Origin of the sequence: Aestuariibaculum lutulentum (assembly GCF_032926325.1) — a bacterium.
Taxonomy (GTDB): domain Bacteria; phylum Bacteroidota; class Bacteroidia; order Flavobacteriales; family Flavobacteriaceae; genus Aestuariibaculum; species Aestuariibaculum lutulentum.
Genome location: NZ_CP136709.1, coordinates 3,490,778 through 3,510,069, shown reverse-complemented (window position 1 = coordinate 3,510,069; position 19,292 = coordinate 3,490,778). Strand labels below are relative to the sequence as shown.

Here is a 19,292-nt window from a genome sequence, read left to right as displayed (position 1 = left end):
ATTAAAATGAAAAAAAATATTACAGTCGCTTATTTGTTAGCAATTTTTCCTTTAACAGGGTTACTTGGAGTTCATCAATTATACTTATTAAATTTTAAAAGATTTTTTATAAGATTAATAAGTTGGCTTACTGTTATAGGAGTTTTGATTTTTTGGATTTATGATTTAATCAATTTACCTAAAATGGTAAATCAGCATAATAAAACGAGAGAAAACCAAGTAAATGTCATAATTAATCTGCTTGATCAAGGAAAGTTGAAAGAAGCTTTAAAAATGTTTGTTAAAACCGGATATACTCAGGTTTATGTTAGAGAGATAATCAAAAGAGGAAAAGGAGATGTTATTGTAAAGCACTTTGCAGCAACAGAAAAGGATAAAAAAGACTTGGAAAGGTTAATTAGTAATGGAGATACCGAAAGTCTAGTTGTTTATCTTACTAGTTATTATGCAAAGAGTAAAATGACAGGTCTATTGGCTTCCTAAAACATTTTGTAAATGATTGCTATATATGTAATTGGAGTTATAGTTGGATTAGTAATCTTTATTTACATAGGTTACTATTTGTGGAAAATTTCGTTAGAGAAATATGATTATAACATATTTAATATAGGTGTTATTATAAGAGGTTTATTGGCTATAGGAAGTTTATGGTTTGCTATGCTTTTGTATGATGCTAAAGATGGTTCCTCAATGATATTGATGTTAGTTTCTACATTATTATGGTTATGGACTTTTTTGGCTACGGCTTTTAAAACAAATATTTTTATAGCTGTATTTTCACTATTATATCAGTTGTTTGCTGTTTTTTTGATTAAGTCTGCAATAAATAAAGTTTTAGAATAAGTAAAACAAATAGAGTTTAAACTTAATAAAGAATTTGATATAAATTAACTTAGGGTAGTTTTAATCAATCAAAAATGACTAAATAAATTCAAAATTAATTAAAGAAAATAATTATGAGTTGGGCGACAAAACAACAAAAAGGAGAAATGGCATTAATGGGAGTTGAAATGCTAACAGGAATGTTTAAAGATTTTGCTGAAGATTCAAAAAGCAGAAGAAATCAAGTTTTATCTGATAATGTAATCACAGTAGAAGAGTACGAAGCTCTTTACAAAGAAATGGAGGAGTATCGAAATCAGATAGAAAATTTATTACTAGATACTGAATTAGGTTGTAAATACATTAAAACTCAAGAAATTTTTTTAATGATTGTGAAGATAATCATGTATGATTTGGAATTCGATTATCAAGAAATACTAAGTAATTTTTCAAGCTTTATAGATAATGAAATGTTTATAGAGGGACATCAAAGGGCAATAGAGCAAAGGGATAATAGATTAGATAAAGAATATCAATTGGCTTTAAAAGATTATGAAACTGAATTAAAAGAATATGCAATAAAAATTGAAGAAAAAAAATCAAAAAACTTTTTTGGTAGACTTTTTTCTGAGGAGATACCAAAACCTATTAAACCTGAGAGAAGGCAGTAGTTATATTTTAGGAGAATGGATTTTAAAAAGAAGGGGAATAAGGAGTTTAATTTCTATTCCCTTTTAAATAAATTTTTATCCCCTCCAAAACCACCTCATAATAGGCTTTATTAGATGGTACAAAGTGGTTATCGATGCCTATATGATTTATCAGATATTGAAATTTATCTAGAGAAACCAGTTTTAAAGCTTCAACTTCTTCTTCCTGTGGGATTAAATTTTCTAATGGTTGTTTTAATTCACAAATGTAGGTGTGGTGGAATTCGTTATCGGTAATACCAGAATCATAACTTTGAAAGCATTTAAAGAAGCCAATTTTATGTAAGTCAGATTCGGTAATATTTAAACCTATTTCTTCTTTTGTTTCACGTAAAGCGGCCTGTTCAATAGATTCTCCGGCATCAATATGTCCAGCAACAGACACATCCCACATGAGTGGGCAGATACTTTTTTTTGCTGAGCGTTGTGATAAAAGTATCTCACCGGTTGTTGTATAAAACCAGATATGAACCGTATTGTGGAAAAGCCCTTTTTGGTGAATGACTGATTTTAGCTCAGAAACGCCGGTAGGAATGCCGTTAGCATCAACAATGTCTATATATTCGTCCATAATTGAGAAAAGAAAAGCCTCAATGAAGAGGCTTTGATTTTATTTAAAGTAGCTGAAGGTTTCGCCGTCTTTAATATTTAGTAAACTTTCGTAAATTAATTTAATAACGTTTTCAACATCGTCTCTGTGAACCATTTCTACAGTGGTGTGCATATAACGTAATGGTAACGAAATTAAAGCAGAAGCCACACCGCCATTACTGTAAGCAAAAGCATCGGTATCGGTTCCGGTAGCACGAGATAAAGCACTACGTTGGAAAGGAATGTCTTTAGCTTCAGCTGTATCGGTAATTAAATCACGTAATTTTTGTTGTACTGCAGGAGCGTATGCTATTACAGGACCTTTACCATATTCAATTTCACCCTGAACTTTCTTTTCAATCATAGGTGTTGTGGTATCGTGTGTTACGTCGGTTATAATTGCAGCATTTGGTTTAATGGTATCGGCAATCATTTCGGCACCGCGTAGTCCAATTTCTTCCTGTACAGCATTCACAATGTACAATCCGAAAGGTAGAGTTTTGTTGTTTTCTTTTAGTAAACGCGCTACTTCGGCAATCATAAAACCACCCATACGGTTATCTAAAGCACGACAAACAAATTTATCACCATTTAAAATATGGAATTCATCCGGATAGGTAATTACACAACCAACATGAACACCTAAAGCTTCAACTTCTTCTTTGGTTTTGCATCCACAGTCAATAAAAATATTGTCTGGTTTTGGTGTTTCTTCATTTCCGGATTTTCTGGTGTGAATGGCCGGCCATCCAAAAACGCCTTTTACAATACCGTTTTTAGTATGAATATTAACGACTTTACTTGGTGCTATCTGGTGGTCACTACCACCGTTACGAATGACGTAAATCATTCCGTTCTCAGAGATATAATTTACATACCACGAAATCTCATCGGCGTGACCTTCAATTACAACTTTATATTTTGCTTCTGGATTTATAACCCCTACAGCAGTTCCGTAAGTGTCTGTAATAAACTCATCAACATAGGGTTTAAGGTAATCCATCCATAATTTTTGACCTGTCCATTCGTACCCTGTTGGTGCTGCATTATTCAAATATTTTTCTAAGAAGTCGATAGACTTTTCGTTTAGAATACTCGTCTTTGTCATGTTTTAAAAGTTTTGCACTAAAATAAGAATATTAATAGAATTGAGGTGTTATCCAAACGGAATATATTAATAGTTTTTAAAGAAATTTCCCCAAAGGAAATATTAAAGAAACCTGCTTAAAAAAACGTTTTCAAAATGTAAATTAGTAATTTTGAAAAGCTAATTGCTCCAGAATTTTTATGAAGAATGTTTTAACATACTTAATTTGTTTTTTACCTGTTTTGGCATGGTCTCAAATCAATGAATTTGAACAGGATTCTACCGATGTTACCTATTTAATAATCGATGGTGATTCTATTCCGAAGAAATCCATTGATTTGGAGGAGGTTATTATATTAAATAAATTGAAATTTGATAATCGTGACGACCGTATCAGATATTTAATTCTTCGTCGTAAAACGTTAAAAGTGTATCCGTATGCAAAAATGGCTGCCGAGCGACTGGATTCTATGAATAAACGATTGGCATCCATAAAGCGAAACCGTGAGAAGAAACGATATACCAAACAGGTTCAAAAATACATTGAAGAAGAGTTTTCTGAAAAGCTGAAGAAATTCTCGCGTACCGAAGGACAAATTCTGGTAAAATTAATACATCGTCAAACAGGAACAACCGCCTTCGATTTGGTAAAAGAACTCCGTAGTGGCTGGCGAGCATTTTGGTATAATACTACAGCAAGCATGTTCGATATTTCATTAAAACGTGAGTTCGATCCGGAGAATGTAAAGGAAGATTATTTAATTGAAGATATTCTGTTGCGAAGTTTTCAAAGCGGACAATTAGAACGACAGGACTCTGCTGTAAAATATAATTTTTACGACTTAACCGATAAGTGGATCAATAATAAAACGCCTGAATAGTATGCGCGTTCAAACTGAATTTGAAGAAAAATTAAATGCAACCTCTCACGCAATAGGTGCTATTTTTGGAGTTGTAGCTTTGGTGATGCTCATTCTTTTTCAAACTAATAAAACAGCTTACAGTTTATTTTCGGTAATAGTTTATGGTTTGTCCATAATTGTTCTGTTTTCTGCTTCTACCTTGTATCATGCTGTAAAGCACGAGAAGAATAAGCATTATTTTAGAATTGTAGATCACATAGGTATTTATCTTTTAATTGCAGGAACCTATACGCCGGTTTTATTAATAACATTGACCAAAAGTCTGGGCTGGCCATTGTTTTGGATTGTCTGGGGAATTGCTGCATTTGGTGTGGTACTTAAAATCTTTTTTACAGGACGATTCAGTGTGTTTTCAACCTTGTTGTATTTGGTAATGGGGTGGCTTATTGTATTCGATTTTACAAATCTTAGTGAAGCGATGGCTAGTAATGGGATTTTACTATTGTTTGCAGGCGGATTAGCCTATACTGCAGGTATTATATTTTATGCTATTGAAAAAATACCATATAACCATGTCATCTGGCATTTGTTTGTTTTGGCTGGTGCCATTTGCCATTTTTTTATGATTTTCTTTTACGTAATTTAATATGATTGATATTCAGACTGCTTCGACCCAACAGGATTTTAAGACTATAGAGTCTTTAGCTGATATTATTTGGAGAGAGCATTATATTCCAATCGTTGGTAAGCCCCAAATAGATTACATGCTGGAAAAATTTCAATCGGCTGAAGCCATAAAGCAGCAGGCTTTAGAAGGTATGAAGTATTTTACTTTAGTCTATTCAGGAATACCTGTTGGGTATATTGCTATTAAACCTGAGGAAGGCGTTTTGTTTCTCAGTAAAATTTATGTTTTAAAAGATTACAGAGGTAAGGGAATCGCTAAAAGCGCCATGCAGTTTGTTGAGAATAAGGCAAAGGATTTCGATTTAAAGACTATTCGGTTAACGGTAAATATTAATAACGAAATAGCCATTAAAGCTTACGAGAAATTAGGTTTTATAAATGCAGGACCGATTGTTGCCGATATTGGCAACGGATTCATTATGGATGATTACTTAATGAAAAAGAAGGTAGACTAACCTTCAATAACATCTTTGTATTCTTCAAAAAAGGCTTCAAACAAGGTCATTTTCTCATTAAAAAACTCCATAACTTCCTGCCAGGTGTTTTTGTTATGAATGGATACTTTTTGTTCTAAAGGCACATAAATTCTGGAAATTTCCTTTTCATTATCTAAAAAGAACTGCTCGTCGTAAATAGCTTCAGGCAAGTACTCGTCCAGTAAAATTGATTTTAAAGCTTCCAGCTTTTCCCAGTATTTAATGCGGTATTCCAAATCGTCTTCTAGGTCAAGAGCTACCAGAGCTTTTTTGTTGTCGAAGTAAAATTTAAAGCTAAAACCTTTTAGTTTGGTGTTATAAAGTATCCATTTTCTAGGAAATGATTTCCCGAAACTGATCCAAAACTCTTGTTTTAATTTTCTTGATTCTTCTTTACTAAACACTTCTAAAATCGTCTTTTTGTTAGATTAAATAGGCAACAATAACACCTAAAATTATAGAGATAAATTTCGATAAGTTAAATTTATGTCCGTCTGAACTTTCAAATAAAATGGTGGTCGAAATATGAAAAAATACTCCAATTACAATAGCGTTAAATACTTGCGAATAATGCGCAACCGCTTCAGATGTTGTTGAAATTAAAGTTCCAAGTGGCGTCATTAAGGCAAACACTAGTAAGAAACCTGCAATTTGTATTTTTTTGTATTCCGATTGTAATAAAAACATGGTAATAATTGCGGCAACAGGTATTTTATGAATTAAAATACCGTAAACCATATCGTTGTGATCGTGGATGGCAAAACCTTCTAAAAAGCTATGTAAACACAAACTAATAAATAACGACCACGGGAATGTGGTGTCTTCCTTATGAATATGAACGTGTCCGTGTTCGGCTCCTTTAGAAAACAACTCTAAAATTAATTGCAGTAAAATACCCGAAACAATATAAACACCGGCCAGTTTTGAGTCTAAATGATGGTAAACTTCAGGCAACAATTCAAATAGGGTAAGGGCTAATAAAAAAGCACCACTAAATGATAATAATAGTTTGGTGTTAATTGATTTTTGTTTGCTGGTTAATTGAGCCAGAACAAAGCCGATAACAACTGCTAAAAAAGGAAATAAAAATTTATTCATTAAATGTATAACGCAATAAAGCGATTTATTTAAAGATCATAACTAAACGTTCAGACGTCTTAGGGCTAAATTTACGTAATTTATAATCACCAAAAACGTCAAGTAAAAATACACCGGCTTCTTCAAAAAGAGCTTCAAAATCAGCCAGAGTAAATGCTTTTACACGTTCCTGAAAATTATAATCTTCACCGTCAGCTGTAAAACTAATATCCTTAACAATATACCCGTCTTTAACATAGCGTTTCAAGTTAAACGTAATGCCTTCTACTGTTTTGGTTTCTTCAGGCACCAGATTGTCTATGATAAATTCACTGTTCATAAAATCGATAACTCCAAAGCCAAAATCGTTTAAATCTTCTTTAATCGCTTTAATAGTATTCAGGTTATCTTCGTCTTTATCAAAATACCCGAAACTGGTAAACAAATTAAAAACGGCATCAAACTTTTTACTAAATGGCTTACACATGTCGTGAACAGCAAAATGCAAGCTGTCATTTTCAAACTGTTTCGCAAAAGCAATGCTGTTTTCACTTAAATCGGCACCAGTAACATCGTAACCTAACGAGTTTAAATACACCGCATGACGTCCGCGTCCGCAAGCCAGGTCTAAAATGGAGCCGTCTTCCGGAAGGTTTAAATATTCAGTAAGCGTATCCATAAAATGCTGCGCTTCACTGTCGTCTCTGTCTTTGTATAAAATGTGGTAAAATGGTGTGTCAAACCACGAAGAAAACCATTGCGTTGTGTCTTTGCTCATAGATGTGTTGTGGGTTCCCCGAAAAAAGTTTCGGGTCAGGCTTTCCGTTATATCTTTTTAATAAGTTCACTCACGGTCACTTATAAAAAAGGATGTCACCTCAATCCTTAACCTAAATTCAGTTTATCATTAAATTCACGCAAAATTACGCTATTTTTGCATTCTATTAAAGAAGAACACACAGTAAGTCTGATAAAAAAATGGGAGAAAATTTTGAAATGGTAGCCAAAACCTTGTTTGGTTTTGAAGATTTGTTAGAAAAGGAACTAACACAACTTGGCGCGCAACACGTTAAAAAGGGTGTGCGAAGTGTGTCGTTTGTTGGTGATAAAGGCTTTATGTATAAGGCAAATCTGGGCTTACGTACCGCCATTAAAATTTTAAAACCTATTAAAAGTTTTACGGTAAACAGCGAGCAGGAATTGTACAACAAAATGTACGCGATGAACTGGGGCGAATATCTAAAGCCAACAGGAACTTTAGCAATAGATGCAACCATTCACTCCGATTTATTTAAACACTCGTTGTTTATTGCTCAAAAAGCAAAAGATGCTATCGTCGATAAATTTAGAGACACTACCGGACAACGCCCTAATGTAGATTTAAAATTTCCGGATTTAAAAGTTAACGTCCGCATCGATAGAAACCAGTGTACGATATCATTAGATTCTTCTGGAGATTCTTTACATAAACGTGGTTACAAATTAGCAACTAATATTGCGCCAATTAATGAAGTTCTGGCTGCCGGATTAATCATGTTATCGGGCTGGGATGGACAAAGCGATTTTATGGACCCTATGTGTGGTAGTGGTACGATGTTAATTGAAGCCGCTATGATTGCTTGTAATATTCCGCCAAACTTAATGCGTAAGGAATTTGCTTTCGAACGCTGGGAAGACTGGGATGTGGATTTGTTTGAAAAGATAGAAGAGTCCTTACTGAATAAAACACGAGATTTCCATTATACCATTACAGGTTACGATAAAGCACCAAGTGCAGTAAAAAAAGCTCAGGAAAATATTAAGAATGCCGAGCTTGATGATTTTATTACTGTAAAGCATGAAGATTTCTTTAAAACTCAAAAGGGAGGTGAACGAAAATTGCATATGGTGTTTAATCCGCCTTACGGAGAGCGTTTAAATATAGATTTACAAGAGTTTTACAAAAGCATTGGTGACACTTTAAAACAAAGCTACCCGAATACCGATGCCTGGTTTATAACGAGTAATTTAGATGCCTTAAAGTTTGTAGGCTTACGACCATCGCGTAAAATACAGTTATTTAATGCGAAATTAGATTCGCGTTTAGTGAAATACGAAATTTACGCTGGTAGTAAGAAAGGTAAGTATATGAAGTAATAGAAATAGAAAAAGCTCGGATAAATCATTTTATCCGAGCTTTTTATTTTACATCAACTCTAAATTATTCGATATGTTATCTCGTAGTTCAGATTTGGCATTTACGGCTTCAGCATAACTATTCCATTTGGCGATAACGTTGCTTATTTCACTTATAATAGTATCTGCTTTTTTAATATTCATACTTTTAGCTACGGTTAGTAAATCTTGTCTGTTAATGTCTTTACGTTTGCCATTGACGCTCAAAGCATGCTGGCTCACCCAGACACTTCCTGGTCTATAAGCAAAACAAATGTCGTAAGCAGGCGCCAGTTCCCAAACGTCGTTTTGTTTTAAACGGAAGGCAAAATTTTTAGTGTGGTCGTCGCAGTTTTTACCAATAACATTAAATACCATACGTCTGAACATTTGTTCGGCTTGCGGGTAAGGTAGTCTTAACATACGCATGGTTTGAAACAGCTGTTCGTAGCTGTAACTATGCATATCGTTAAAGTCGTAATGTTGTATAGCACACCAGGTTTGAATATGATGTTTGGTATCGTTGCCTTCACGATCAAATCGCTTGGTCATAAAATGAGCGCGGTTATTTTCTTCTAAAAGTAGAGATTCCATCATGTCAATACCACAATCTATAGCCATATTATAGTATGCCATTTCTATTCTTCCGTATCCCTGACTTTCTCCAAACTGAGCATCGCTAACACCATCAAGTTTAATCAACCAATGTTCAAAGCCTTTTGGAGCGTTGGTTTGTCCGGAACGAACCTGTCCTGTTTTTTTATTGTAAGCAATAATAGCTTTTGGTCTCGCACCACCGGCAGAAGTTCCGATTTTCAGAATGTCGAGCATAGCCTGACGTTCATCTTTATTGATGTTGGTTTCAAAGCCTTCTCGTTTAAGGAGCATGCGTTGTGCAATATCTACCAGGCTATCAATTTCTACTTCAAAAGTGTTTTTATTAGGTTTAAGTTGCGTGGGTTCAAATTCAAGAGCACCCATACCACGAGTACCAATAAAACACAATTGCTCCACAGGGTTCATGCTGTTTTCAGGTCGACCTTGCTGTGCTAACCAGCTATTGATAAGTTGATTTCCGTATTTATCAGGCAGTACATCAGCCAAAAGTCCTGGTAAGCCTTTAAATGTATCATATTCATTATGTCTTGATACGCGAAGTTCAGGAAACGAAAATATTTGTGTGCCAGATTGCGATGGCATTTTAATAGGAGATAGTTCTATGCCTGAAGATTTAAATTCAGGAGTATATTCAAAGCTGGCCAGACCTGTGTCGTCGTTCCATGAAACAGCACCAACTACCTGATTCCATATTTTTACAAAGGCTGTTTTTGTGCTTACCATTCGTTGTCGGTTTGGGGATTTGTATTTTTATTTCTGGCGCGTTGACGTTTTTGCTTTTCTAATTTAGCTAATTCCAACGGACTGATTTGGTGTTCAATTTTAAAGTTGCTGAAGACATGTAGTGCATCTAAAGCGCGTAAAATTTGAATTAAAGAAGTTAACGAAATGGCTTCGCCTTTCTCAATCTGACTAATGGTCCAGCGGTTTACGCCAGCGGCTTCAGCAATCTGAGCTTGTGTTTTATTTTGATTTAAGCGCTGATGCTTTATATAGCTTCCTATAGCTTCAACAATGGCTTGGTCGCTCATGGAAGTCCAATTTATGTTAGTATTTACCATAATTATTAATTTAAAGTCTAATTAATGTTGGTATTTTCTAACTCAAAAATAGTGATTTTAATTGAAATATGAAAGAATTAATATAGTAATGTTGGTAAAAGCCATCTTTAAAACTTAAAAATCCAGTTAATGTTAGTGAAAACCAACAAAACTGGATTTAAAATTTTGAGTAAAATTGAAATTATTCAGGTATCTGCTGACTTAAACAATGTAGTGTACCAAATCCCCAGATAAAATCGGTTGCCGAAATTCCTATAATCTCCCTGTCAGGGAAACAATCGGCTATAATATTTAATGCTATACGGTCTTTCGAATCATTAAAAGTTGGTACTAAAACCGCTTTATTAATAATTAAAAAGTTGGCATAGCTTGCCGGTAAACGAATGCCATCAAAATCTAATCGTTTAGGCATTGGTAAGGTTACAATATTCGGGTTTTTACCATTTTCTAACTTCGATTTCTGTAAGCGTTTTAAATTATCCTGAAGCGGCTTGTAATTTGCGTCTTCCGGATTATCTTCAACTACCGTAATAATAGTATCTTCATTAACAAAACGCGCCAAATCATCAACGTGGCCATGCGTGTCGTCACCTTCAACGCCATCACCTAACCAAATTACGTTGGTAACCCCAAGATATTCTTTAAAAACAGCTTCGTAATCTTCTTTTGTAAACCCTTCGTTTCTAACCTGAATAGTAGGGTGTAGCAAACATTCTTCGGTAGTTAACAAAGTGCCTTTGCCGTTAACATCTATAGCGCCGCCTTCAACAATTACAGGTTTTCCTTTGTAGGTGACTTGTTTAAGCGGAACATTTAAAAAACCAGCTACTTTTTCAGGAACGTGTTTGTCTAATTTAAAATTAGAATATTTTGCCCATCCGTTAAAATTGAAATTTAAAGCTAAGCGTTCAGCACCTTTTTTTACTATAATCGGTCCTGAATCGCGCATCCAGCTACGATTGGTTTTATGTACAATAAATGACACATGTTCCATGTTTACATGTGCCATGTCGAGCATACCGGTAACTTTTTCTTTGAGCTTATCGCTAGCAACAACCACGATAACACCTTCAACAGTAGCTACTTTTTTTATAAACTCGACAAAGGCCCATTGAATGGCTTCGTATTTTCCAGGCCAATCGTTTCCGTTATGCGGAAAACATAATAAAACAGCTTGTTGTTGTTCCCATTCAGCAGGGAAAATCCATTGTTCTGTATTCATTAATCGATGACTCTTTTAGTAATATCTCCGTATTTATCAATTCGGCGATCTCTTAAAAATGGCCAGTTCTGACGTACATTTTCCTGTAAACTTAAGTCTACCTCTGCCATTAAAATTTCTTCCTGATCTACCGATGCTTGAGCTAAAATTTCACCTTGAGGTCCGGCAATAAATGACGATCCCCAGAATTCAATTCCATTAGTGTCTGGTAAATATTTTTCTAAACCAATACGGTTTGCAGCAGCCACATAAACACCGTTAGCTACAGCGTGACCACGCATCACATTCATCCATGCGCCTTGTTGGTTTTCTCCAAATTCGGCCTTTTCCTGTGGATGCCAGCCAATAGCTGTTGGATAAAATAACACTTCGGCTCCTTGTAAGGCTGTTAAACGTGCAGCTTCAGGATACCACTGATCCCAGCAAATTAGTGTACCTATATTTCCTTTTTTAGTAGGGAAGGATTTGAATCCGATATCACCTGGTGTGAAGTAGAATTTTTCGTAGAAATGCGGATCATCCGGGATGTGCATTTTACGGTATAACCCGGCTTCAGAACCATCGCTATCAATAATATAAGCACTATTGTGATAAACACCTGCCATTCTTTTTTCGAAAAACGGCACAATAATAACAACACCAAGCTCTTTTGCTAAGGCGCTAAATGCGTTAAAAGATGTACTGTATAATGGTTCTGCTAACTCAAAATTAGATACATCTTCACTCTGACAAAAATAGTGGCTACTATAAAGTTCGGGTAACGAAATAACTTCTGCTCCTTGATTAGCAGCATCTTTTACCCACTGAATACATTTTTTTAAATTGTTTTCAGGTGTGTTATTCAGGTTTAACTGAACAACCGCAATCTTGTAAGTGTTTTTAGGCATTTTAAACTATGTAATTTTAAACAAAGATATGTATTTTTTAAAAGAAGAAGTTTAAATATTTCTTACGAATTTTATTTGTAAATCTTTACTTTAATTGTTTGAAATACAGGGTTTAGATGGTAGTTTGAAATAAAAATTCCCTTATGATTTAAGTAGAAATCATAAGGGATTAATCTTTATGTTGTAATAAATCGGTTACTTCTCCTTTTTATAGAGTGGAATTCGATATGATACTGTATAACCATAGCCAACACCTATGCCACTGCTGTCGTAGGTTTTATGAAATCCGGGAATATAAATGTTTTCAAAATTCCCGGGATCAGATTCTGCAACTAAGAATTTAAGTTGTGCGTTAAGCCCTAAATAAAGGTTGGTTAAAACTTCAACTTTTATTCCTAAAATAATTTCACTCCAGAATGCCGTTAATCCGTCATAGGTTCTGGCTTCTGTAGATGAAAAATTGTTCCAGTATTGCGTGGTGTTGTAAACTGTATAATTGTTTAAATCGTGACTAAAGGTACTTCCTCCAACACGAAATCCGAAGTAAATCATATTGTCCATATCCAACCAGTTTACGTACATGTTATAATCAACCCCGCCTTTAATGTAGCCACCTTTTGTATTTACATCAAGATAGTCGTTAACTGTCTTTTTTTCTTCGTATCCCAGTTCTCCCGCGATATATAACTTGCGTTTAATACGGTAATCGGCCGAAATTTCAAATCCGCTGTAATCATCATCGATGGTAGAACGAATCAATTTACCCAAGTCGCCACCAACACGTAAACCATATTTAAGTTTCACTTTTACCGAATCGTTAGCAACACTTGTAATACTGTCGTTTTGAGCATTTGAAGAGAAACAAAACAACAGTAAGCACGCGATACTACTAATGATATAAATTGAAATGCGTTGTTGTTTCATCTTCTACAGATTGGTTATCGGTTAATGGTTGTCTGGCTTTAATCCAGTTATCGCTATCGTCTTCTATAGTTAGCGTTACGTTTTTAAAAATGGTTTTGTAACCACAGGCACGCGACACATAAACTTCTTCACGACTATAGTTAATAGTAATCATATCGGAGTTACCTTCAACGTAATCATCCGAAGTGTTATCTGGCGTACCATTATTATTTACAGCGTAATCTTTATGTAGGACGAATTGCGTGGTATTGGCATAGGTTTTTAAAGGAAGAGACAAGGTGTTGGTTGAGCTACCAACAGCAATAGCCGGAAGTACCGGGTTGCCTTCATCATCAATACCATACAATACCAAATTGAAAACATTTTTCTTGCTTTCCTGATTGTTTACATCGTAAAAATCGATAATTAAATTTGGTGTTGTAGGTGTGCCATCGGGACAAATATCGTCGCGTTCGCAACTGATGTTTATGCCTATGAAAAGCGCTATAACAACTAAAGAAATAAATTTTAAGTATTTCATTCTTAATTTTAAATAGGTAGCTGAAATTTTGTTTCAGACTGGCAATTTAGGGATTTAAAAATAATTAACGCTTTTCTAATAACACAACATTTTCTACGTGAAATGTTTGCGGGAACATATCGACAGCTTGTGTTTTAACCACTTTGTACATATCATCCATTAGTGCTAAATCTCTGGCTTGTGTTGCACTATTGCAGCTTACGTAAACTACCCGTTTAGGAGCTATATTTAATATTTGCTGAACCACATCTTTATGCATCCCGTCACGAGGCGGATCGGTAATAATAATATCCGGAACACCATGTGTATTAATGAAATGCTGATTGAAAACGTTTTTCATATCTCCTACAAAAAACTCGCAATTGGTGATATTATTGCGTTCGGCATTTTCTTTAGCTGCTAAAATGGCATCAGGTACGGCTTCAACACCAACCACTTTTTTTGCTTTTCTTGAAACGAATTGCGCAATGGTTCCTGTTCCTGTATATAAATCGTAAACTAGCTCGTCACCGGTTAATCCGGCAAAATCTCTGGTTATTTTATAAAGTTCGAAGGCTTGTTCGGAATTAGTCTGATAAAACGACTTGGCATTAATTTTGAACTTTAAGCCTTCCATTTCCTCAAAAATATGATCTTCACCTTTATAGCAAATAATCTCCTGGTCGTAAATGGTATCGTTAGCTTTTCCGTTTATAACGTAAAGTAAAGACGTTACTGCAGGGAATGTTTCAGCAATAAAATCTAATAGTAATTCGCGCTTTTCTTTGTCCTCCTGAAAGAATTGAATCAACACCATGATATCTCCGGTAGTTGATGTACGAATCATCATGGTACGTAACAATCCGGTTTGGTTACGGGTGTTAAAAAACTCTAAGCCGTTTTCAATAGCAAAAGCTTTTACCAAATTTCTAATGTCGTTCGAAGGGTCTTGTTGTAAATGACATTTCTTGACGTCAAGAATTTTATCCCACATACCTGGAATATGAAACCCTAAGGCATTTCTATCCCCTAAATCTTCTCCAGACTGGACTTCTTCTAAAGTCAACCAACGGCTATCGCTAAAAGAGAATTCCATTTTATTACGGTAGAAATATTGTTTCGCCGAACCTAAAATAGGAGTAACCTCCGGAAGTTCAATATGTCCTAAACGCGTTAGGTTGTTAGTCACTTCTTTTTGTTTGTAATATAACTGATGTTCGTAAGCCATATCCTGCCACTTACAACCACCACAAACGCCAAAATGCTCACAAGCTGGCTTGGTACGCTTATCTGATAATTTATGAAATACCGTAGCTTTACCTTCGTAATAGGCCTTACGGGCTTTAAACGTTTGCACATCAACAACATCGCCAGGAACGGCATTAGGTAAAAAAATAACCTTTCCATCTGGTGCTTTGGCAATCGTTTTACCCTTAGCTCCAGCATCTACAACTTCTACGTTTGTAAATATTTGTTTTCTCTTTTTTCTAGACATGCTGCAAAAATAATAATAGCCGGAAATAAAAATTGGTTTATTTTCATTTAGTTTAACAGAAACTGTGTTTTTAAGATAAAAACTGATTGTTAATTAAAGATTTTCTGAAACAAGTTATATTTATTAATTTGCGAGCCCTAGGGATGATTTCTCTCCCACGCTGAATTTTCGAACACTTCGAAAGGATAAAGGTACAGTAGGAATGGTTATTTTATCAATTTAAATTATATTAAAATGGCTGTTTTAAAAGAATTAACATCGCAGCAAGCAATCGATTTAGAAAACAAGTATGGCGCTCATAATTATCACCCGTTACCAGTGGTGTTAAGTAAAGGAGAGGGTGTACATGTATGGGACGTTGAAGGTAAACAGTATTACGATTTTTTATCTGCGTACTCGGCCGTTAATCAAGGGCATTGTCACCCGAAAATCATCAATGCTATGGTTGAGCAAGCCAAAGTGCTGACTTTAACTTCCAGAGCGTTTTATAATGATATGCTGGGTAAATATGAAAAGTTTGCCAGCGAGTATTTTGGTTTCGATAAGTTATTACCAATGAATACGGGAGCTGAAGCTGTAGAGACTGCTTTGAAAATCTGTAGAAAATGGGCTTATGAAGTAAAAGGGATTGACGAGAATGAAGCTGAATTAATTGTGTGTGAAAACAATTTTCATGGGAGAACAACTACTATTATTTCATTCTCTAACGATCCTGTTGCTCGTGAAAACTTCGGACCATACACGAAAGGGTTTATTAAAATTGAATACGACAATTTAGAAGCTTTAGAAGAAGCATTAAAAAATAATAGAAATGTTGCAGGTTTTTTAGTTGAGCCTATTCAAGGAGAAGCCGGAGTTTATGTGCCAAGTGAGGGATATTTAGCAAAAGCAAAAGCGTTGTGTGAACAATATAATGTTTTGTTTATTGCAGACGAAGTACAAACAGGAATCGCCCGTACTGGAAAGTTATTAGCGGTAAATCATGAACATGTAACACCAGATATTTTAATTTTAGGTAAAGCAATAAGTGGTGGCGTATACCCTGTAAGCGCTGTTTTGGCTAATGATAATGTTATGAATGTCATTAAGCCAGGGAATCATGGGAGTACGTTTGGAGGAAATCCTGTAGCAGCAGCAGTGGCAATTGCCGCCTTAGAAGTGGTTAAAGAGGAGAATCTAGCAGAAAAAGCTGAGGCACTCGGGCAATTATTCAGAAGTGAATTGAATAAGTATATTGAAACCAGCACTATCGCTAAGTTAGTGAGGGGTAAAGGCTTGTTAAATGCAGTTGTAATCAATGATAGTGAAGATAGTGATACGGCATGGAATATCTGTCTGGCTTTACGTGATAATGGTTTGTTAGCTAAACCAACCCACGGAAATATTATTCGTTTTGCACCACCATTGGTAATGACCAAAGAGCAATTGTTAGATTGCGTAAATATCATTACTAAAACGCTAAAGCATTTTGAAAAGTAATATCTTAAATGATAAAAAAAAGCGACCATTTAGGTCGCTTTTTTTATTAATGGAACTTTAAATTATTGTCCCATAAATTCTTGCATGCGTTCTTGAAGCAATTCCTGATCTCCCATAGCATCCCAGCCAAGCGTCATAATTACCCATACCATCATTAACAAATAAATTGCACTTAATACGATACCTACTATAGCTAATATTTTACCGGTTTTTACATTAGAATACCCAGTATAAAGTTCTGTGTTTTCTAAATAAAGTTTAGTGGCTTTACTAGCTAAAATTAAGGCTATAATACCAACAACGAGACCTACAAGACCATAGCAGCAACATGTAAGTATTGATACAATTCCTAAAACTAAAATAAGAGTTGAATTGGGTAGTTTTTGTTGTTCCATTTGATATGATGTTAAATTGAAAATGTTTTTATAAAAAAGCTTGTGATAATAATTACAGCATTAATAATAGCTAAAATTAAAATGATTCTGTTAGCAGATTTAAAGTTCTTAAACAAATTAAAAGCAATTACCGAAAACATAAGAACCAGGGTGTAAATAGCCGGATACATTTTAAACGCAGCAATAAATTCGCCATGAAGCAATAGTGAAAATGCACGTTGCATACCACAGCCCATACATTCCATACCGAATAATTCTTTATTCAGACAGGGCAACATGTATTCTTCTAAACCTTGCATTTTTAAATGAATTGTATTCAAATTTATAAAAATAAAAGGTTTAAAAGCTTTATTTCGGGTTGTTTATCAGAATTTTTTTGCTAAACACTTGATTACCATTAGAAGTGATTTTTACTATATAAACTCCATTGGATAATGCTTTAGTTGAGTAGGTATAACTTGAATTTATATTATTAATTACTGAATTTATAACCTGTTTTCCTGAAACATCGAATAATTGAAACAGACTAATATCTATGTTGTTAGGGTTTTTAATTTTTAATTGAGCAATAGTGTTGTTTTGAAAAACATCAAGTGTTTTAAATATTTCTGAATTAAGGTCTAAGGTGTTTTTACTGAATGCAATTTCAAATCTATCGGTGTAATTACCTTTTTCAATATTAATATTAAAATCCTGTTGTTTTAAGTCAATATAAGTATTTGTTAGTTTGTCATGAATATATATTGGCGTATTGTCTTCAATATTTTGAATGTCTGTTGCACGAATTCTTAAAGGCATATTATTTGCGACTTTTATACCTAAAGGAATTGTCATGGTATCATCATAATTTAAAGCTTGTGCTAAAAAAGCTAAATCTTCAGTTTTCCAGTAGGCGTCAGATTTTAAACTTCCACCAATGCTTGTTGTTGTCTCTAATCCGTAATCAAATCCTTGTGTAGCAGAATGATGGAAGGTTTCAACCAGCTGGCGTGTATATTGATTATTAAAATCGATATTTAATCTAAAACGCTTATAATCATTTGGGATTTTTGAAAATTCAGAGATTACTTCCGCTCTTTGTTTCGTATTTGTGGTTTTAAAGAATTTGGTAGAATCTGCAACGGTGTTTTCTTTTTTAAACGCACGATGACTGTTTTTTGCTTTAACATAGCCTGAAACGGTTCCTTTAACCATAAAGCCTTGTCCAATGGGTATATACCTTACATGAGCAAGTGATTTTGTGGATACATAATTACTAGAACTATTTAGTGTCCCATCTCCGTTGAATGTATTAAATGTAGCCGGCGTATAAGTTATGAGTTTACCATCTGAACTTATAGTGTAATGTGCATAACCTCCTTGGTATTCTTTTAAGTAATGCGTGTCTATATTAGGGTTTTGCTCCCAGAACCTTAATGTCCCGTCGATAGTATTTTTGTTTTCTGAATCGTGTATATAGGCAACGGCGTCAAGTGCGGAAGGGTATGGATTTCCTACCAAAGTGTATTTGTCTGGTTTAACTTTAACACTAATGGTCCCTGTATTTGGCTTTCCTCTAAAATCGTATTGTTGTGCACTACCAGAACCCGATGTACCTTTCATGGTAAAACCTTCTCCAGGGTTAACAACGATAGTCCCCTGAACGTGAGACCAACCGTAATAATCATCTTTAGCAATATAGCGCCAAATCCAGTAAGGTTCTATGTTTAGCGGATTGGAGGTTCCGTTATAGTTTGACTTGTGTACATATGTAGCAGGCACAGATTCGGTTAGACTAACTACATCATTTAGTAATGAAATTCCGAATTTGTTGTTGTCACTGCTATTGGTTGTTTCCCCTATGGGAGAACACCAATAATTATATTCATAAGCATCAACATTACCTTCTTGATAAAGGCTTAATTCACCTTCTCCTGAATTTCTTTCGTTTTCATCACCTTGAATGATTTGAGCTTCGTCTCTTAGGTAGATTTTACTTTCAGTTTCATTAAGGTTTATATTCTTAGTAACGAAAATTACTTCATCTTTAGCGAAAACGTAGTAGTCATTTCTAACCGAAAGTTGAGCATATGTCAAATTACAAAACATTAACAAAAAATAGGTGTAATTTTTAATCATGATAATGAGGGCCTTGACATTGTGTTGTAGCAAATATATTATTTTTTATATTTTTTTCAGCATTTAATCGATGAAATTTACTTTTAAGCGTGAATTTGATGGTGTTTTAAAATTCTAAAATATTAAG

Annotated in this window: 23 protein-coding genes; 8 read left to right on the top strand and 15 right to left on the bottom strand. The window is 34.6% G+C overall.

Going from position 1 to position 19,292, the window contains the following annotated elements; genetic code table 11:
• The first annotated feature begins 6 nt into the window (after positions 1-6).
• The 3 genes from R1X58_RS14885 (at position 7) to R1X58_RS14875 (ending at position 1,493) form a co-directional block, all read left to right on the top strand.
• The gene (locus R1X58_RS14885) at positions 7-483 is read left to right on the top strand and encodes an NINE protein (protein ID WP_240573157.1); all 477 of its coding nucleotides are present in this window, start codon (positions 7-9) and stop codon (positions 481-483) included.
• A gap of 12 nt (positions 484-495) precedes the next feature.
• Positions 496-843: a hypothetical protein gene (locus R1X58_RS14880; protein ID WP_240573156.1), complete on the top strand. Its 348-nt coding sequence runs from the start codon at positions 496-498 to the stop codon at positions 841-843.
• Positions 844-956: 113 nt separating this feature from the next.
• On the top strand, positions 957-1,493 hold the full coding sequence (locus tag R1X58_RS14875; RefSeq protein ID WP_240573155.1) for a hypothetical protein: 537 nt from the start codon (positions 957-959) through the stop codon (positions 1,491-1,493).
• Between the two features lie 46 nt (positions 1,494-1,539).
• Here R1X58_RS14875 and R1X58_RS14870 read toward each other — a convergent pair whose 3' ends face one another.
• Together R1X58_RS14870 and R1X58_RS14865 are read right to left on the bottom strand one after the other, a co-directional pair.
• The gene (locus R1X58_RS14870; RefSeq protein ID WP_240573154.1) at positions 1,540-2,103 is read right to left on the bottom strand and encodes an NUDIX hydrolase; all 564 of its coding nucleotides are present in this window, start codon (positions 2,101-2,103) and stop codon (positions 1,540-1,542) included.
• 39 nt (positions 2,104-2,142) lie between these two features.
• Complete coding sequence (locus tag R1X58_RS14865; RefSeq protein ID WP_240573153.1) at positions 2,143-3,231, bottom strand: M42 family metallopeptidase; 1,089 nt, start codon at positions 3,229-3,231, stop codon at positions 2,143-2,145.
• A gap of 179 nt (positions 3,232-3,410) precedes the next feature.
• On the opposite strand from R1X58_RS14865, the gene R1X58_RS14860 reads away from it, so the two are divergent.
• From R1X58_RS14860 to R1X58_RS14850, 3 genes are read left to right on the top strand one after another with little or no spacing between them, the layout of a single operon-like run.
• Positions 3,411-4,091, top strand: a complete 681-nt coding sequence (locus tag R1X58_RS14860) for a DUF4294 domain-containing protein (protein ID WP_240573152.1) — start codon at positions 3,411-3,413, stop codon at positions 4,089-4,091.
• Between the two features lies 1 nt (position 4,092).
• A complete protein-coding gene (trhA, locus tag R1X58_RS14855; protein ID WP_240573151.1) occupies positions 4,093-4,719 on the top strand; it encodes a PAQR family membrane homeostasis protein TrhA in 627 nt (208 codons plus the stop codon).
• Between the two features lies 1 nt (position 4,720).
• Positions 4,721-5,215, top strand: coding sequence for a GNAT family N-acetyltransferase (locus R1X58_RS14850; RefSeq protein ID WP_240573149.1), 495 nt, complete (start codon positions 4,721-4,723; stop codon positions 5,213-5,215).
• Here R1X58_RS14850 and R1X58_RS14845 read toward each other — a convergent pair.
• Genes R1X58_RS14845 through R1X58_RS14835 form a run of 3 tightly spaced genes read right to left on the bottom strand, consistent with a single transcriptional unit; the run spans position 5,212 to position 7,091 of the window.
• Complete coding sequence (locus R1X58_RS14845) at positions 5,212-5,640, bottom strand: DUF4268 domain-containing protein (protein ID WP_240573147.1); 429 nt, start codon at positions 5,638-5,640, stop codon at positions 5,212-5,214. The genes R1X58_RS14850 and R1X58_RS14845 overlap by 4 nt on opposite strands.
• Before the next feature lie 19 nt (positions 5,641-5,659).
• Positions 5,660-6,334, bottom strand: coding sequence for a ZIP family metal transporter (locus tag R1X58_RS14840; RefSeq protein WP_240573146.1), 675 nt, complete (start codon positions 6,332-6,334; stop codon positions 5,660-5,662).
• Between the two features lie 25 nt (positions 6,335-6,359).
• Complete coding sequence (locus tag R1X58_RS14835; protein WP_240573145.1) at positions 6,360-7,091, bottom strand: class I SAM-dependent methyltransferase; 732 nt, start codon at positions 7,089-7,091, stop codon at positions 6,360-6,362.
• A gap of 200 nt (positions 7,092-7,291) precedes the next feature.
• On the opposite strand from R1X58_RS14835, the gene R1X58_RS14830 reads away from it, so the two are divergent.
• The gene (locus tag R1X58_RS14830; RefSeq protein WP_240573143.1) at positions 7,292-8,449 is read left to right on the top strand and encodes a THUMP domain-containing class I SAM-dependent RNA methyltransferase; all 1,158 of its coding nucleotides are present in this window, start codon (positions 7,292-7,294) and stop codon (positions 8,447-8,449) included.
• A 48-nt stretch (positions 8,450-8,497) separates the two neighbouring features.
• Here R1X58_RS14830 and R1X58_RS14825 read toward each other — a convergent pair whose 3' ends face one another.
• From R1X58_RS14825 to rlmD, 7 genes are all read right to left on the bottom strand, one after another.
• Positions 8,498-9,808 (bottom strand): type II toxin-antitoxin system HipA family toxin, encoded by a 1,311-nt coding sequence (locus R1X58_RS14825; RefSeq protein ID WP_240573141.1) that lies wholly within the window; start codon positions 9,806-9,808, stop codon positions 8,498-8,500.
• Positions 9,802-10,146 (bottom strand): helix-turn-helix domain-containing protein, encoded by a 345-nt coding sequence (locus R1X58_RS14820; protein ID WP_240573139.1) that lies wholly within the window; start codon positions 10,144-10,146, stop codon positions 9,802-9,804. The genes R1X58_RS14825 and R1X58_RS14820 overlap by 7 nt, the downstream gene beginning before the upstream one ends.
• Before the next feature lie 181 nt (positions 10,147-10,327).
• Positions 10,328-11,368 carry an agmatine deiminase family protein gene (locus R1X58_RS14815; protein WP_240573137.1) on the bottom strand — a complete coding sequence of 347 codons (1,041 nt, stop codon included), beginning with the start codon at positions 11,366-11,368 and terminating at the stop codon, positions 10,328-10,330.
• Complete coding sequence (locus tag R1X58_RS14810; protein ID WP_240573136.1) at positions 11,368-12,255, bottom strand: carbon-nitrogen hydrolase; 888 nt, start codon at positions 12,253-12,255, stop codon at positions 11,368-11,370. The genes R1X58_RS14815 and R1X58_RS14810 overlap by 1 nt, the downstream gene beginning before the upstream one ends.
• Before the next feature lie 195 nt (positions 12,256-12,450).
• Entirely contained in the window at positions 12,451-13,179 is a 729-nt protein-coding gene (locus R1X58_RS14805) for a DUF6048 family protein (RefSeq protein ID WP_240573134.1), read from the bottom strand.
• On the bottom strand, positions 13,145-13,699 hold the full coding sequence (locus tag R1X58_RS14800) for a DUF6452 family protein (RefSeq protein ID WP_240573133.1): 555 nt from the start codon (positions 13,697-13,699) through the stop codon (positions 13,145-13,147). Before R1X58_RS14800 ends, R1X58_RS14805 begins: the two co-directional genes overlap by 35 nt.
• Positions 13,700-13,763: 64 nt before the next feature.
• Positions 13,764-15,173, bottom strand: coding sequence for a 23S rRNA (uracil(1939)-C(5))-methyltransferase RlmD (gene rlmD / locus R1X58_RS14795; protein WP_240573131.1), 1,410 nt, complete (start codon positions 15,171-15,173; stop codon positions 13,764-13,766).
• Positions 15,174-15,407: 234 nt separating this feature from the next.
• On the opposite strand from rlmD, the gene rocD reads away from it, so the two are divergent.
• Positions 15,408-16,652, top strand: a complete 1,245-nt coding sequence (rocD, locus tag R1X58_RS14790; RefSeq protein WP_240573129.1) for an ornithine--oxo-acid transaminase — start codon at positions 15,408-15,410, stop codon at positions 16,650-16,652.
• 62 nt (positions 16,653-16,714) lie between these two features.
• On the opposite strand, the gene R1X58_RS14785 is transcribed toward rocD, so the two are convergent.
• Genes R1X58_RS14785 through R1X58_RS14775 form a run of 3 tightly spaced genes read right to left on the bottom strand, consistent with a single transcriptional unit; the run spans position 16,715 to position 19,123 of the window.
• Positions 16,715-17,047 carry a CCC motif membrane protein gene (locus tag R1X58_RS14785; RefSeq protein WP_240573128.1) on the bottom strand — a complete coding sequence of 111 codons (333 nt, stop codon included), beginning with the start codon at positions 17,045-17,047 and terminating at the stop codon, positions 16,715-16,717.
• A gap of 11 nt (positions 17,048-17,058) precedes the next feature.
• Positions 17,059-17,367 (bottom strand): DUF2752 domain-containing protein, encoded by a 309-nt coding sequence (locus tag R1X58_RS14780; protein ID WP_306468589.1) that lies wholly within the window; start codon positions 17,365-17,367, stop codon positions 17,059-17,061.
• Positions 17,368-17,395: 28 nt separating this feature from the next.
• Positions 17,396-19,123: a T9SS type A sorting domain-containing protein gene (locus R1X58_RS14775; protein WP_240573126.1), complete on the bottom strand. Its 1,728-nt coding sequence runs from the start codon at positions 19,121-19,123 to the stop codon at positions 17,396-17,398.
• Positions 19,124-19,292 lie beyond the last annotated feature (169 nt).